Origin of the sequence: Myxococcus xanthus (assembly GCF_013116825.1) — a bacterium.
In the GTDB taxonomy this organism is placed as follows: domain Bacteria; phylum Myxococcota; class Myxococcia; order Myxococcales; family Myxococcaceae; genus Myxococcus; species Myxococcus xanthus_B.
The window spans coordinates 1-14,615 of sequence record NZ_JABFNS010000182.1; the positions used below are offsets into that span (position 1 = coordinate 1).

Annotated in this window: 12 protein-coding genes; 6 read left to right on the top strand and 6 right to left on the bottom strand. The window is 68.7% G+C overall.

Annotated features, from left to right (window positions below; all coding sequences use genetic code 11):
- Positions 1–444: 444 nt before the first annotated feature.
- On the bottom strand, positions 445–2,187 hold the full coding sequence (locus HNV26_RS34065; protein WP_171441138.1) for an N-acyl-D-amino-acid deacylase family protein: 1,743 nt from the start codon (positions 2,185–2,187) through the stop codon (positions 445–447).
- Positions 2,188–2,389: 202 nt separating this feature from the next.
- Here HNV26_RS34065 and HNV26_RS34070 point away from each other — a divergent pair, with 202 nt between their 5' ends.
- A complete protein-coding gene (locus HNV26_RS34070) occupies positions 2,390–2,650 on the top strand; it encodes a hypothetical protein (RefSeq protein WP_171441139.1) in 261 nt (86 codons plus the stop codon).
- A gap of 37 nt (positions 2,651–2,687) precedes the next feature.
- On the opposite strand, the gene HNV26_RS34075 is transcribed toward HNV26_RS34070, so the two are convergent.
- The 4 genes from HNV26_RS34075 to folD form a co-directional block, all read right to left on the bottom strand.
- Positions 2,688–3,494, bottom strand: a complete 807-nt coding sequence (locus HNV26_RS34075; protein ID WP_171441140.1) for a DUF8817 family protein — start codon at positions 3,492–3,494, stop codon at positions 2,688–2,690.
- A 126-nt stretch (positions 3,495–3,620) separates the two neighbouring features.
- Positions 3,621–4,853, bottom strand: a complete 1,233-nt coding sequence (locus HNV26_RS34080) for an SGNH/GDSL hydrolase family protein (RefSeq protein WP_253817316.1) — start codon at positions 4,851–4,853, stop codon at positions 3,621–3,623.
- A gap of 130 nt (positions 4,854–4,983) precedes the next feature.
- Positions 4,984–7,128, bottom strand: coding sequence for a S8 family peptidase (locus tag HNV26_RS34085; protein ID WP_171441141.1), 2,145 nt, complete (start codon positions 7,126–7,128; stop codon positions 4,984–4,986).
- A 275-nt stretch (positions 7,129–7,403) separates the two neighbouring features.
- A complete protein-coding gene (gene folD / locus HNV26_RS34090; protein WP_171441142.1) occupies positions 7,404–8,282 on the bottom strand; it encodes a bifunctional methylenetetrahydrofolate dehydrogenase/methenyltetrahydrofolate cyclohydrolase FolD in 879 nt (292 codons plus the stop codon).
- A gap of 218 nt (positions 8,283–8,500) precedes the next feature.
- Here folD and HNV26_RS34095 point away from each other — a divergent pair, with 218 nt between their 5' ends.
- The 3 genes from HNV26_RS34095 to HNV26_RS34105 all read left to right on the top strand — a co-directional run bounded on the left by HNV26_RS34095 (position 8,501) and on the right by HNV26_RS34105 (position 10,428).
- Entirely contained in the window at positions 8,501–9,310 is an 810-nt protein-coding gene (locus HNV26_RS34095) for a GNAT family N-acyltransferase (RefSeq protein ID WP_171441143.1), read from the top strand.
- A gap of 81 nt (positions 9,311–9,391) precedes the next feature.
- On the top strand, positions 9,392–10,075 hold the full coding sequence (locus HNV26_RS34100; RefSeq protein ID WP_171441144.1) for an iron-containing redox enzyme family protein: 684 nt from the start codon (positions 9,392–9,394) through the stop codon (positions 10,073–10,075).
- Positions 10,076–10,167: 92 nt separating this feature from the next.
- Positions 10,168–10,428, top strand: coding sequence for a DUF3892 domain-containing protein (locus tag HNV26_RS34105; RefSeq protein WP_026113945.1), 261 nt, complete (start codon positions 10,168–10,170; stop codon positions 10,426–10,428).
- Positions 10,429–10,437: 9 nt separating this feature from the next.
- On the opposite strand, the gene HNV26_RS34110 is transcribed toward HNV26_RS34105, so the two are convergent.
- Positions 10,438–11,520: a LuxR C-terminal-related transcriptional regulator gene (locus HNV26_RS34110; RefSeq protein WP_253817317.1), complete on the bottom strand. Its 1,083-nt coding sequence runs from the start codon at positions 11,518–11,520 to the stop codon at positions 10,438–10,440.
- A gap of 388 nt (positions 11,521–11,908) precedes the next feature.
- Here HNV26_RS34110 and HNV26_RS34115 point away from each other — a divergent pair, with 388 nt between their 5' ends.
- Entirely contained in the window at positions 11,909–13,225 is a 1,317-nt protein-coding gene (locus HNV26_RS34115) for a ferritin-like domain-containing protein (RefSeq protein WP_216612996.1), read from the top strand.
- A 189-nt stretch (positions 13,226–13,414) separates the two neighbouring features.
- Entirely contained in the window at positions 13,415–14,440 is a 1,026-nt protein-coding gene (locus tag HNV26_RS34120) for a pirin family protein (RefSeq protein WP_171441147.1), read from the top strand.
- The last annotated feature ends 175 nt before the right edge of the window (positions 14,441–14,615 follow it).

Sequence of the window (14,615 nt, forward strand, 5' to 3'; positions counted from 1 at the left end):
CTGCGGACCCGCTCCGCCTTGCACCAGGGCATAAAGCTCGCTCTGGCGGCCATCTCCCCAAGCGACGCAGCAGGCTGGTTCGCCTACTGCGGTTACTCCGTCGCTCAGCCCAGATGAACTGCGCTATCAGTCCTCCCGAGCGTCGTCGAAATCGACCATGTCCTTGGCCGCGAACTTCGCCTGACCGGTGCGAAGGTGCTGCGCGCGGGAGGCTCGGACCACGATGCGGTCCGGGCGACGCTCGACTTTCCTCCGTGAAGTTCCGTGGACCGGGGCCCGGTTCGCCGATGTTTCACCGCCAGATGCGACGAAAGATGAGGGCATGGCGTCAAGAGCGCAGCGCCCACCAGGACCGTGGGCAGCCTGGGAGAGATGGGCGCCCAACAGTCCTGGCGCAGCAGCGGGCCACCACGCCTTGATTCCAGGTCCGGCGTGCTCCGAGCCTCAGGCCCGGGCGCGCAGCACGCCGCCGAAGCCGCGCTCGCGGCCCAGGGCCGGTGACACGCCGGCTTCATTCACCGCTTCGCGCCCGGAGATGAGCACCGCCTTCACCGCGGCGTCGTTGCGGTTGACCAGGCGGACGAAGCCCCCGAAGTTCTCCATGGGCGCCTCGGCCACCTGGTCGAGCTTCGCGTCCAGGCCTTCAGGCTGGATGACCACCAGGTCCGCGCGGCGGCCCTCCGCGAGCACGCCCGCATCCAGGCCGAACCACCCGGCCAGCTCTCCGGTCAGCCGGTGGACGGCGCGCTCCACGCTCATGAAGGGCTCGCCGCGCTTCTCCGCCTCGCGCACCAGCCGCAGCAGCCGCAGGGGGAAGTTGTAGTGCGCCATGTTGCGCAGGTGCGCCCCGGCGTCCGAGAAGCCCATGAGGATGTCCGGATGCCGGCAGATGCGCTCCAGCTCCTCGCGCCGGTCGTTGGCCATCACCGTGTACCAGCGCAGGGCGTCTCCGTGGGTGGAGATGAGGTCCAGGAAGACGTCCACCGCGTCACGCCCCTGCTCCTTCGCCACCTGGGCGAAGGACTTGCCTACCACGCTGGCGTCGGGGCACTGGAGGATGCGTGACTCGTTGAAGTCCCGGTGGAAGGCCCGCGGCAGGAAGCGGTTCGTCCACTCGCGGCGGAAGCGGCTGCGATACTCCGGCGTTCGCAGCAGCCCCGCGCGTGAGGCGGCGTCCTGGAGGTGGAGGGCGGCGGCGCCCGCGCCGAACTCCTCGAAGACGACCAGGTCGATGCCGTCCGCCCAGAGGTCGAAGATTTCGGGCAGGGCCTGCCACCGGAAGTCCGCCCCCAGCAGCCGGTTGGCCACCTGGGACAGCACGCCGATGAGGCGGTGGATGCCCCGGTTGGCGCGCGTGTCCATCATCGAGATGACGGTCGTCTTGAGGCTCGGGCGGAACAACCCGATGCTCTCCAGGAAGAACAGCACCACGTTCACCTTGGTGCTGATGTTGGGCACGCCCTGGAAGACACGGCCTCGTTCGCGGAGCAGCCGCGTCAGGCGGCGGTATTCGCTCCAGCGGGCATAGGTGGACGGCAGGGGGCGGCTGCGGATGTCACGCGAGCCGCCCATCTTGTCCCACTTGAGCGTCATGATGGACAGGCCCACGTAGCCGAGCTCGAGCCCTTCGCGCACCAGGGACTCCATGGCGCGCAGCTCGTCCTCCCGTGGGCGCAGGCCGGGCTCCAGGCTGCGGTGCAGGCCCATGGTGTGGGCTCGCAGCGCGGAGTGCCCCAGGAAGGACGCGACATGGGGGCCCAGCGGCAATTGCTCCAGGTGCGTCAGGTAGTCGCCGAGCGTGTTCCACGTCTTGCGCTCCTCCAGCAGCGACCGGACCGTCTCGTAGGGAATGGCCTCCACGCGGCAGAACATGTCCGCCAGGTCCTCGGGCGTGCCCAGCGCGAGGCTGAGCGAGCAGCTTCCCATCAGCACCGTGGTGACGCCGTGTCGCACGGACTCCGACAGCGAGGGCGCCAGCTCCACCTCCGCGTCGTAGTGCGTGTGGCAGTCGATGAAGCCCGGTGTCACCCAGTGGCCGGTGGCGTCGATGACGCGCGTATGCGGGGCGCGCGGAATCGGTGCTTCCGAAAGCGTGGTGACGGTGTTTCCCCGGATGCCCACATGGAGCTTGCGCGGGGGATTGCCCAGACCATCGAATACGAGGCCGTTCTCGACGATGAGGTCCATGAACGGAGCCTAGGCGCCGTTAATTGTCAGCTTCCAGCCAGAAGGCGCGCCGACAGTTTTCTCCCATACATGCCGGCTTGGATGCCATTGCCTGGGCGCACCCGGGGAGCGCTCGACCCCCGGGCAGCCGCACCGCGGGAGCGTGACTACCTTGGCTTGCGGATGGAAGGTGCGAACGCACCAAGAGCCAAGGAGGCGTGCAATGCAAGGCAAGGGTTGGAAGTGGCTCACGCTGGTGGGCCTGGGGGCGTCGCTCGCGGCGTTCACCGGGTGCAATGATCAGTCCGCGCGGGAGAACTCGCGGCAGGTGGGGCGTGAAGTGGGGGAGGCGACGAAGGAGGTTCAGGAAGGCGCCCGGAAGGCCGCGAAGGAAGCCCATGGCGCGGCCCGTGAGGCAGCCCAGGGGTTCAGGGAAGGCCGGGGCGGCTCGGGGAACCCCGACGCTGGCGTCGACGCGGATTGAGGCCGCGCGCGAGGGGGCTTGCGCGCGGCTTCCAACGTTAGCGCCGCCGCCGCGGGGAGCCTGTGCGTTGGGACGGCGCTGGCTCGGGCCTGGTTCGGGCGAGCCAGTCCTCCAGGCGCTCCGCGGCCTTCAGCTCGTCCGACAACTGGCTCCGGGCCTCCTCGGGAAGGGGCAAGGCCTGCAGTTGCTGCTTCAAGGCACGTCCCGTCGTGGCATCCCCCAGGGCAATCGCCAGCTCCATCCGGGCGGCCAGGGCACGAACCCGGTCCACCACGGGCGCCTCCGCTTCATACCTGGCGAGTCCGATGTCGAGCGCCCGCGCGGCGGCTTTGTCGTCATTCTTGAACTCACGCAGGATGCGCGCGTTGTCGATGGCCTTCGCCAGGCCCGTGAGCTTCGCGGAGCCGCCGTACTCCAGGTCCTCCGGTTCATCGCGCTGGATGAAGACGATGTTGTTGCCGCTGGGGTCAATCAGAGAGAAGCGGCTCTGGCCGGGCCTGAACCGGGTGATGCGAGGCCTGCCCGTGGCCAGCACCTTGCCGTACTTCGCGCGCAGCGCGTCCGTGAAGGTCCGGTGGTAGGGCTCCACCGAATCCACCATGACCAAGCAGCCACCCGAGTTCTCTTCGTTCGGGTCCAGGCTCTTGGCGGCCTTGCCGAAGTTCAGCTCGATGTCTCTCCAGCGCAACGCCAGGTACAGGTACGGCTTGGTCATCTGGTACGTCACGGTGAAGCCGAGCGCCTGGTAGAACGCCAACGTTTCGTCAGCCGAGACGCAGGGAAGCAACGGAACAGTCGTTTCCTTCCCGCTGATGGCGGTGGCCTTCGTCTCATGGGTGGGCATGGCCCGATGATAGACGAGCGGCGTTGCCGCAGGCACCTCTTCGCGTCATGCGCCAAGGTGCCTGTTCCTGCGCATGGCGGCGCTATGAGACGCACATGCGTGGCGGCTCGCGGCGCACGAAGCCGCTCAGGGCCGCACGACGTCCTGGATGAACCGGGTCAGTGCCTCCGCCATCTTCTGGTGTGTGGCCGCCGACGGGTGCCAGTCCTCGCCCACGCCGTCCACGTTGGGATTCTGCACGGCCATCACGTGCCGGTAGACGCGGGCGTCTCCCTGTTGCTGTCGCTCTGCGACGAGCTCGGTGATCCAGTCACCGACATGGACCGAAGTCATCGTGCCGTTCTGCTCGAGCTGCTTGTGGCCGTCCGACATGCTCCCCAACGTGCAGACAAGATGGGCGCGCGGGTGGAGCGTCCGCAGCCGCGTGAGGAACGCGCGGTAGGCGGACTTGAAGGCCGCTTCGTCCGGAAAGTAGGCGTCGGTGCCGCTCCCGGCGAACGTGTCGTTGGTCCCCGCATTGACGACAATCACATCGGGCGACGCGCCAGAGAAGTCCCAGGCGACGCCGTGGCCGGGGACCGCGAGCTCGTAGAGCGCGGGCACCAGGCCGGACGTGGACATGTCCAGGTTGCGGTACACCCCGTGGCCCGAATAGCAGATGAGCACCGCCTCCGCGCCCAGGTTCTCCGCCGTGAGCCAGGCATAGGTGCGCCGCGGATTCTGGTTCTTCGACGTGAAGGTGGGCGCGGTCCAGGAGGGCGAGTCCGGGATGAGGGCGACGTCGCTGCCGTAGCCACAGGTGACGGAATCCCCAACGAACTCCATCCGGAGTCCCGAGCGGGCGGGCGGCTCCCGGAGCTCGCCATGGACCTCCAGCGCCACCAGTTCGCTGTGGCCGACCAGGGACTCGGTGCGCTTGATGAGTTCCACCGTGTGCAGCCCCACCTCCAGGTTGGTGGCGAGCAGGTAGCTGGACTGATGGCGGCTCACCGCGAGCTGTCGCGCGGGCGCCCCGTCAATCACGACATCGAAGTAGGTGGTCCCCACCTCGCCACCCTGGCCCGCGTCGTGGAGCTCCATCCGAACGGCGTCTCCCCAGAAGCGGGCTCGGATCGTCACTCCGGGGTGGGAGAAGACGACGCCGGTATCCGAGCGGTACGTCCGGCCGAGGTACTGCACGCGCGCATCGGAGGCGGGAATGCGCACCCACGCGAGTGCACCCGCGTCAGGCGCGAGCGGTGGAGGGGGCGAGGCTGACTTGCACCCACTCACCAGCAGTCCGACTCCCACGCTGGCGACCAACAGTCCCCGCGCCAGGGCCGCGCCGAGGCCACGCACCGCATGAAGGGCGTTCGTCATGCGCTCAGTGGATATCGCAAGACGGACACACATGCGCTGGGGAACCAGGGCCGCCGGGCGTCCAGGGGGCGTCTGCGCGGGCATCGGGCACCGTGCCGACGCGAGGCTCGGCACGGTGCCTCGCGGCGCGCTACGGGCCGGTCAGCCGATGGAGCGGGAAGGAGGGACGGCTCCACGCCCCGCCGGGGAAGCTCATGTTCAGGGAGGACGGCATGGCGCTCGGAATGCCCGCCGCGCCGTTGATGGTGAACGTCCCCGCGGGCGTCGAGTTCACGGACGGCGTTCCGGAGCACCCAGGGCACAGGTTGTTCCCGGTGATGTAGCTCATGGGGAAGGAGAGTGACGTGCCACTGCTGTTCACCACGCCCTGGAGCCACACCGGGCTGCTCCCCTGGTAGACGGTGACGTTGGCGACGTGCAGCGTGCCCTGGCTGGCGAAGGTGACGCCCCAGCCGGGCTGCGACGGGTCGAACCAGGTGCCAGTCAGGTTCATGGCAGGGGCGCCACTGGCGAACACGAACGGCTGGATGGGCTCGTTGCCGGAGAGACCTCCCATCGTCCAGTAGTAGCGCCACTGTCCGCCGCTGAGGATGAGCCGCGCGGTGCCGACGACGGAGGTCGTCGCGCTGGCGCCATTCCACGAGGTCCGCAGCAAGTCACCTCGCCACTCCCCGGGCTCCGCGTTCAAGTGGCTGATGTACCAGATGGGGGTCCCCACCGCTGTGTACGTGAACCATGTGACGTAGAGCCGGTCGGAGGCGACGTGCTGGATGTCGAGGGAGTTGCCGGAGCGCGCCGGGTTCCACCAGATTCCCTTGGTGGGGAGTGACGGCAGGTTGGTGTAGATGGCCGCCGCCGCGTTGACGCGGCCGGTCCCGCAGTGGCCGGCGCAGCCAGAGACGGGCGTCGCGGTCTGCTTGATGCGCGCGGCGACCAGGCCGGGCGTCAGGGAGGGCTTCTGCGACAGAATCAGCGCGGCGATACCCGCGACATGCGGCGCGGACATGGACGTCCCCGCAAGGTAGCGGTAGCAGTAGTCACCCGAGGTCAGCGCCGACACAGGCTTGCCAGTGGCCCAGGTCGACAGGACCTGGTCGGTGCCGCTGACATAGGGGTCCAGGTCGGGGTCGTAAGGGCAGCCGATGCCCTGGCCATACAGGCCTCCGCTGGCGAAGCCGCCGGGCGCAATCACGTCAACGCGGCTTCCCTTGTTGCTCCAGGACGCCATGCCACCGGACTGGGTGCTGGCGCTCACGGCGATGACGCCCCTGCAGGAGGCGGGCGTCACGTGCTCCGTCAGGTAGTTCGCCGCGCCATGGTTGCCAGCCGCGGCGACGAGCACCACGCCCTTCCCCGTGGCGTAGTCCACCGCGCTCTGCATGTCCGGGTACTTCGAACACGGGTGCGTCTCCGTGGGCGAGCCGGGGTTGTATCCCAACCCGAAGCTCATATTGATGACGCGCGCGCCGTTGTCCGCGGCGTAGCGGATGGCCGCGTTCACTCCGGTCATCGAGATGTAGCCGCTCGACGATGAAATCTTGAGCGGCATGAGCTGGCAGCCCCAGCAGATACCGGCCACGCCCACGCCGTTGTTTGTCCGGGCTCCGAGGATGCCGGCCACGTGCAGCCCGTGGTGCCAGGTGCCATCGTCATAGGGGTTCGAGTCTCCATCTCCGAAGTCGTAGCCCGCCGTCCAGCGGCCCAGCAGGTCCGGGTGGTCCAGGCGCCCGGTGTCGAGCACGGCGATGGTGACGTTGCCAGTGACGGTGTCCCACGCCTGGGGCAGGTTGATGGACGGGTAGTTCCACTGCTGCGAGTACAGCGGGTCGGTCGGCGTGGCGAAGAGCTCGAAGTAGAGGTTCTCGTGCGCGTACTCGACGTCGGGGTCCTGGCGCAGCGCTTCGATGGCCGCAAGGGTGCTGGCCTCCTCCTCGGCCACCGAGCTCTGGGCGAGCGGCTGCTCCCGCGCCAGCGACACCAGGGACGCGCCGCCGGGCAGCGGCTTGATGAGCGCCGTCTGGTAGCCGCGCACGGACGGTACGGCGGCGGCCTGGGGCCGCGCCTTGGCCGTGTCCTTCATCTTCACGATGGCCTGGCCCGGGGCGAAGCGCCGCCTGGCGTCTGCCCGCTTCAACGGCTCCGGCGTGGCGGGGGCCTGGGTGAGGGCCTCGCCTGTTTCCGGCAGGGATGGCTCGGGGGATTCACTACCGCAAGCGCTCAACAACAGCGACGTCAGCAGCGTTGAGAGCAGGGGGACTCGGACAGCCAGGCGCATGCAACCTCCGGTGAGTGTTGAGTGGAGGTCACGATCAAGACGGACTGCGCGTGTGTCAATGAATTCAGGGAGCGCTGTTTTGGCCTTGAGAGGAATTGTGGGGCCGGGTGATTTTTACGGTGGTGGGAGAGACCAATCCTCGATGGATGAGATTGGGTGTCTTGTGTTCTCTGAACGGGAGAGCCGGGCGCGACACGGTCTGCGATGGTCTCGTGGCCGTGCGCGCCCGTCTCCGGGCCTGGTGGCGTGCGTCCAGGCCGGGGCCGCTTGCGGGCTCACCGGGTCAGGGTCTGCCTGGCGGCCTGGAGTGTGTTCGCCAGGAGCATGGTGATGGTCATCGGCCCCACGCCGCCGGGCACCGGGGTGATGGCGCTCGCAATGGGCTGGATGGCATCGAAGTCCACGTCCCCCACCATGCGGTAGCCGCGCGGCGAGCTCGCGTCGGACACGCGGTTCTGCCCCACGTCGATGATGACGACGCCCGGCTTCACCATGTCCGCGGTGATGAGGTTCTGCTTGCCCACCGCGACGATGAGGATGTCCGCCTGCCGCGTGAATGACGCGAGGTCCGGCGTGTGGCGGTGGGTGATGGTGACGGTGGCGTCGGGGCCCGGCGCCATCAGCAGCGACGCCAGCGGCTTGCTGACGATGAGGCTGCGGCCCACGATGACCACGTGCTTGCCCCGGGTGGGGATGTCCTCGCGCCGGAGCATCTCCATGATGCCGGCGGGGGTGCAGGGCACGAAGGCCCGGGGGTCTCCGACGAAGGCGAGCCCGGCGTTCACCGGGTGGAAACCATCCACGTCCTTCGCCGGGTGGATGTGCTCCAGGACGGCCTTGTAGGGCAGGTGGGGCGGCAGCGGCAGTTGCACCAGGATGCCGTGCACGGACGGGTCGGCGTTCAGCCGGTCGATGACGGCGAACAGCGCCTCCTTCGACACGTCCTCGGGCAGCGTCAGCGTCTGGCCGCGCATCCCCAGGGCCTCGCACGCCCGCGTCTTGCTCGCGACGTACGCCTGGCTCGCCGGATTGTTGCCCACCAGCACCACGGAGAGCCCGGGGGTCACGCCGGCGGCCTGGAGCGCCGCGACGTCCTGGGCCATCTCCGCCCGCATCACCCGGCTGATTTCGGTTCCATCGAGGGTCCGCGCCATGCGCGGCTTCTTACGCCAGATTCTCCAGGTTGGCGCAGCGCTTCTTCGCGGTGTCCACCCCAGACGGTGTCCTGGGACACGCTCTCCGTCGTACCCCGTGGGCCCTGGATTCGCGGGGAGCAAAAAGAGCAGGGCCCGCGCGCACTCGGGGCTCGGGCGGCGAATGAAAGGGCGAGGACGGCGCGACGCCGGACCCGCTTCGCTTCCCGGAGAAACCCATGACGTCCATGCATTGTCGTGTTGCCACCACCCAGCGCGAGCTCGACGACGCGGTCCGCGTCCGCTGGGCCGTCTTCGGCGGAGAGCTGGGGTTGATGACGGGGTGGATGCCGCCGTCGCGTCGCGAGGTGAGCTGTTTCGACACGCTGGACACCACCGTGCACCTGGTCGTCTATGCGGACGCGGCCCCGGTGGCCACGTTGCGGCTGCTGCTGCCCAACCCGGAGGTGGCGGATGCCATCGGCGGACGGCTGGGGCTGGAGCTGGAGCAGAGGCTGGACCTGTCCGACGTGGTCCGCCCGGGCATGGTCGTCGCGGAGACGTCGCGCTTCTGCGTGCTCGACGGCTGGCGCCACTCCGAGGCCGTCACCCGGCTGCACGCGGGCCTCTACGAAGAGAGCCGGCGGCGCGGCGTGACGCACTGGATTGCGTCCGCGAACCTGGACACGGATTCGCGCGAGGACGCGATGCTGTCCTGTCAGGTGGCCGCCTACCGGGGCTGGATGAGCCAGCGCTGGCGCGTGGACGTGCCGGAGCCGGTGGAGGCGCCCGCCATCCCCAGCAGCCCCTACTACACGCCCCTGGAGCGGCTGCGCGCGGAGCAGGGCCTGCTGGACGGCTTGCGCGTGCCGAGGGCGCCCACGCTCTTCGCCCGGAAGATGGGGGCGCGCTTCATCTCCGAGCCCCTCTACGACGCCAGCTTCCGCCGCTTCACCCTGCCGCTCATCGCCGCGTTGGATGAGATTCCCGCCAGCACCCTGGCGCGCTTCAACGCGCTGGCGCAGCACCCCCTTCGCCGCGCCGCCTAGGCCGCTGGCGCTTCTTCCTTCCCTTCACCTTCAACGCGCAGCAGCCGGGGACCGGAAACGGCCCGGAAACAGGAGACGTCCGTGAACACGCAAGTGCAGAACCCGACGCAGGTGGACTGGGTGGCGGTGCTGGAGCAGGAGGCCCGCGGGCTGGTGGCCGCGCTGGACGCGCAGCCCGACGCCCGTCGCCTCTTCGACGGAACCATCGACACCGAGGGCTACATCCACTACCTGATTCAGACGTACCACTATGCGCGCTGGAGCACGCCGATGCTGGCGGAGGCGGGCCACCGGCTCGAGCGCCAGGGCCGGCACCCGCACCTGGCGGAGCTGCTGGTGCAGAAGGCCGGAGAGGAGCGCGGCCACGAGAAGTGGCTGCTGTCGGACCTGAAGAACCTGGGGTGCCCGGAGGCGCGCGTGGAGGCCGCGGCGCGGACTCCCGCGGTGGACGCCTACACCGGCTGGAACTTCTTCACCTCCCGGTCCGGCGTGCCGACGGCGGTGCTGGGGACCGCGTACGTGCTGGAGTACCTGTCCCAGACGCGAGCGACGGGGGTCGTGGAGCGTCTGATTGCGGCCGACGTGATTCCGAACATCCGCAAGTCCGTCACCTTCCTGCGCAGCCACGGCGCGCTGGACGGGGACCATGTGGCGGAGATGGAAGCGGTGCTGCGGACGCTGACGGACCCCGAGGACCAGGCGGCGGTGATTTTCTCCGCCCGCGCCACGCGGTGCATCTACCCGGGCATCTTCCGCGAGCGCTGAGGGCCGCATACCTCCCCGGTGGTAGAGACAGGCCCGCGCCTGAAGGCGATCCTCCCCTGCGAATCGTCGTCCGCGAAGTGGGAGGCGTCTTCATGCGCTACATCACCCAGATCCGCCTCGAGGGAGGCGCGCTTCACGAGCACATTGCCCGCCTTCGCTGGAAGGAGGGCAACGAGGTGGGTGAGGGCAGCCGATTGGAGCTGGTCCAGTGGCTCAAGGCCGGGGGCGATGCCCGGGTACAGACGTGGCCCCGGGACGTGAAGGTCGAGGTCATCGACGCCCGGCCTCCGTACCTGCGGACGAAGGCCAATGGCATCCTCACGGACAACCTGCTGGAGCTGCCGCGCTTCTGAAGCGCCGCCTCAGACGGGCTTGTTGAGGTGCGCCGCCTGGTAGAGGAAGTCCGTCCGGTTGTCGACCTGCAGGCGGCGGAAGATGTCGCGCACGTGCGTCTTCACGGTGTCCTCGGAGAGGCCCAGCTCGCTGGCAATCTGCTCGTTGGACCAGTTGTGGAGCATGCCCCGGGCGATGTCGACCTGCCGGGCCGTGAGCTGCATGCGCATGGTTTCGGGGAGCGGAATCGACAAGGGAATCTCGTTCAGAATCAGGGCCCACTGACGCGGGCCTTCGGTTTCGGGGAGCTCGACGAACCGCACCACGCGGTACGAATCCCCGTGGAGGGAGACCCAGAGGTTGTTTTGGAGCTGCGCGTCCGGCGTCATCCGCGTCAGGGCCTCCAGCCGCTCCATGAGGACGAGCGGAATCCCCGAGGAATGAAGGTCCGAGGGCCTGAACCACCGCTCCAGCAGCGTGGCGGCCTGGCGTGAGCGCAGCACCTCATGCGAAGGCGGCGCCACCACGACGTAGGCGGCGTCCGGCCGGCTGTAGAGCTCCTCCAGGAGCCGGGAGCCCGTCGAGGCCGTCTGCATGTCGCGGCAGTTGCGCACCGCGTTCAGCAGGTGGGGCGTGAGGCTCGTCAGGAAGGCGGCGTCCTTCTCCGAGAAAGCCAGCCGGCGGTCCCGGTAGAGCGTGAAGGCTCCCAGGAGTTGAGGATGGACGGGCAGGAGCACCGCCATGACGTGCTCCAGGCTCAAGTCCAACTCCTTGCTGCGCTGGTAGAGCGCGCTGCGCTCCAAATCCTTGCGGGTAATCATCTCCGAGTCCCGGAGGACCACGTTCGGCTGGGCGAAGATGGGGGCCCGCACGAAGTCGGAATCGACCCACTTGGAATACTCATCCAGGAGGGCCAGCCGGTAGCCGGGGACCAGCCATTGGAACTCGACGATGGGGCCCAGGTGGATGAGGCACAGGCCCACGTAGTCCGCGGGTGTCAGCTCCAGCAGAGGCTCCCGGGCGGATTCGAGCGCCTGGGGGAGGGACAAGGTGCTGTTGAGTGCCGCGATGACTTTGTCCCGGAGCAAGAATTCATGGGAGGAGAGGTTCATTGACGCGAGCTTCCTTCCTGCCTGGTCAGGCAACCCTGCGGGGCCGTGTCTGTGTCAGGCCATTCAATAGGCTCCGACTGAAAGGCTGTCCCTCACCCCCCAGTGGTAGGCCCCGAGCTTGACAGGAGGCTCCCTCGCCTGTCGGTGGTCATGCAAGGGGCTGTCGATGCCTTGACAAGACGCGGCCATCCCGGGATGGCCTGCCCCAGGCACGCAGGACCGGAATGACAGGCAGGACGTCAGACGAGGAGCCACCCCTCAGGTTTCTGAGCAGGGCAGGCCGCAGACGTCGGCATTTCGCGACACCTGTCAGTCGCTCCCTGGCGTGCAGGCGTTGGCATCTTCATTGCTGAAGTGCGGGCTCCCTACCGCTGGAGGCTCTGCACCCATGGATTCGAATCGCTTGCGTCTGCTCTTCTCCCGGGCCCTTCGCGCCTCGCTTCTGTCTCCCCTGACGCTGGCCGGATGTGATGGTGAGGTGGACCTGACGGGGTATTCGCCACCTGCTTGCGACAATGGCCAGCTGGCCGTGACGGGCTTGTCACCCGCGGCCGCGCCGGACTTCGTGCAGCTGCGGAGCTTCCATGCGGCGGGCGCGCCCGCGGCAACGAACCCCGTCTCCTCCGTCGGAACACCTTGCGCGACGGCGACCCAGCCCCAGACATGTCTGTCAGAGCTCGAGGCGTTGACGCCTGCCCGTGGGTTCCGCGACGCCTGCGGCTTCATCTGCACCGACTATTTCCTCGCGACGACCCGGGGCGACGTGGTGTCTGCTATCTCCTCGCTGGAGGCCCTGAAGTCGTTCCTGGGGCCGATTGATACGGCGCAGGAGGCCGCGCTGACTGCCTTTGCCGCGGGCTACGAAGTGCGTTGTAGCGAGCTCAAGTATGGGGCGGTGAAGGAGTTGGGCGACGGTGCGTTCGGCGTCGTCGGCACCAAGGGCATGGCGTGTGGCGAGGGGACGGAGTTGGCGCAGTATGCCCTGCGCGTGTCGTCAACGGGCGAGGTGGTGGAGGAGGAGCGCAAGGTGTTGGCGCGGGGCAAGGACAACTGCTCCGTGGGGCGCAGGCCCGAAGGACTTCGCTCACAGGGCGCGGTGGCGTGTGACGATGTGCTGGGACAGCACTTCGCCGCCATTGCCCACCTGGAGGCCGCGTCCATCCAGGCCTTCCTGCTGCTCCGGGAGGAGCTGGCCGCGCATGGCGCGGACCTCGCGCTGCAGGACGCGGCGCTGATGAGCGCGCTGGAAGAGGTCATGCACACGGAGGTCAGCGCCCGCCTGGCGGGACGGCACGGCGCGACGCCCCAGGCTCCCCGGGTGGACGCGGCGGCGCCCCGTTCCCTGTTCGCGGTGGCGCTGGACAACGCGGTGGAGGGCTGTGTGCGGGAGACGTTCGGCGCGCTGGTGGCACGGCACCAGTCGCTCCATGCCCAGGACGCCGAGGTGCGCACCTCCATGGCCCGCATCGCGGAGGACGAGACGCGGCACGCGGAGCTTTCGTGGAAGATTGATGCCTGGGCGCAGGCGCGGCTGTCGGAGGAGGAGCGCGAGGTGCTCCGGCTGGCGAAGCAGCGTGCCGCTGCGGCCCTGCGCGAGGAGGCCAGCGTGCCGGTGAATCCCGTGCTCGTGTCCGAGGCCGGGCTGCCCCCGCCCGAGGTCGCCGTGGCGATGGTGGACACGCTCGCTCAGGAGCTGTGGGCGTGAGGTTCGTGGGACGGTGGGGCAGGTGACGTGCCCCACTCGCCGCGCCCGCTGAAGGGGCCGCGGGCGGCCCGACATCCGGGCGGAGGCCCTGGGGGGCAAGCGGCGCGGAGGGCTCGTTGTTACGCTCACCGGAGGGAGCCCCGGCTCAGGGAATTTTCATGGGGCGCTGGAAGGGATGAGGCGTAGGAGATGAGTCAGCAGCCAGAAGCCGTCCTTCGTGTGGAGCCGCTCGGGATGCCGTGGCGGACCCCGGATCCGTTTCTTTTTTGCGTCCACCACGACGACAAGTACCCCATGGGGAACGAGCGCCTCGGGCCGTCCGCCTCGCTGGCGGGCCGCAACCTGGGCCAGGACTTCGAAGGGCGGGACGGCTGGAACATGTATCACGGCACCGTGGTGCCCGGTTTTCCCCAGCACCCGCATCGGGGGTTCGAGACCGTCACGGTGGTCCGTCGCGGGCTGCTCGACCACGCGGATTCCCTGGGGGCGGCGGCGCGCTTCGGCGGTGGGGATGTGCAGTGGCTCACCGCGGGCGCGGGCATCAATCATTCGGAGATGTTCCCGCTGCTCCAGCGCGACCAACCCAACCCGGTGGAGCTGTTTCAAATCTGGCTCAACCTGCCGCGGGCGAACAAGCTCGTGGAGCCGCACTTCTCCATGATGTGGAATCACGCCATCCCTCGGCACGTCGCCCGGGACGCGGAAGGGCGCGCCACGGAAGTCACGGTGGTGGCCGGAAGCCTGGGAGACGTGAAGGCGCCACCGCCGCCGCCCAAGTCGTGGGCCGCGCAGGCAGAGGCGGACGTGGCCATCTGGACGCTCAAGCTGGCCCCGGGCGCGCGGTGGACGCTGCCGGCGGCGGCCCGCGGCAGCAACCGGATGCTCTATTTCTTCCTCGGCTCCAGCCTGCGCGTGGCGGGGCGTGCCATTCCGCCTGCACACAGCATCGAGCTGCGGGCGGACGTGGCGGTGGAGCTGGAGAACGGCGCGGACGAGGCGGAGTTGTTGATGTTGCAGGGCCGTCCGATTGGAGAGCCCGTCGTGCAGTACGGCCCGTTCGTGATGAACTCGCGGCAGGAGATTCAGGAGGCCTTCGCGGACTATCAGCGCACGGGCTTCGGGGGCTGGCCCTGGCCGGCCAATGGCCCGGTCCATCCGCGAGAGGAGGGGCGCTTCGCCCGGCACGGGGATGGACGCATCGAACGTCCGGCCTGAGCGGGAGCACCGTCAGCGGGAGCCCCGCTTCATGGGCGCTGAGTCTTCCCATTCTGGACGCGGCCGTGAAGCGGGGCGGAGCCATCCGCCGCCCTCGGCGAGACGGCGCTCGCCGGAAACGGGCCAGGATGTGAGGCTGGCCTCTCGCATCAATGGGGCCTGTCTCTTATACACA

What these genes read in the sequence shown, in the direction of transcription:
- HNV26_RS34065 (WP_171441138.1), bottom strand. Translation starts at nt 2,187, where the DNA reads ATGGACCTCATCGTCGAGAACGGCCTCGTATTCGATGGTCTGGGCAAT.
- HNV26_RS34095 (WP_171441143.1), top strand. Translation starts at nt 8,501, where the DNA reads ATGACGTCCATGCATTGTCGTGTTGCCACCACCCAGCGCGAGCTCGAC.
- HNV26_RS34075 (WP_171441140.1), bottom strand. Translation starts at nt 3,494, where the DNA reads ATGCCCACCCATGAGACGAAGGCCACCGCCATCAGCGGGAAGGAAACG.
- HNV26_RS34085 (WP_171441141.1), bottom strand. Translation starts at nt 7,128, where the DNA reads ATGCGCCTGGCTGTCCGAGTCCCCCTGCTCTCAACGCTGCTGACGTCG.
- HNV26_RS34105 (WP_026113945.1), top strand. Translation starts at nt 10,168, where the DNA reads ATGCGCTACATCACCCAGATCCGCCTCGAGGGAGGCGCGCTTCACGAG.
- HNV26_RS34080 (WP_253817316.1), bottom strand. Translation starts at nt 4,853, where the DNA reads ATGACGAACGCCCTTCATGCGGTGCGTGGCCTCGGCGCGGCCCTGGCG.
- HNV26_RS34110 (WP_253817317.1), bottom strand. Translation starts at nt 11,520, where the DNA reads ATGAACCTCTCCTCCCATGAATTCTTGCTCCGGGACAAAGTCATCGCG.
- HNV26_RS34120 (WP_171441147.1), top strand. Translation starts at nt 13,415, where the DNA reads ATGAGTCAGCAGCCAGAAGCCGTCCTTCGTGTGGAGCCGCTCGGGATG.
- folD (WP_171441142.1), bottom strand. Translation starts at nt 8,282, where the DNA reads ATGGCGCGGACCCTCGATGGAACCGAAATCAGCCGGGTGATGCGGGCG.
- HNV26_RS34115 (WP_216612996.1), top strand. Translation starts at nt 11,909, where the DNA reads ATGGATTCGAATCGCTTGCGTCTGCTCTTCTCCCGGGCCCTTCGCGCC.
- HNV26_RS34070 (WP_171441139.1), top strand. Translation starts at nt 2,390, where the DNA reads ATGCAAGGCAAGGGTTGGAAGTGGCTCACGCTGGTGGGCCTGGGGGCG.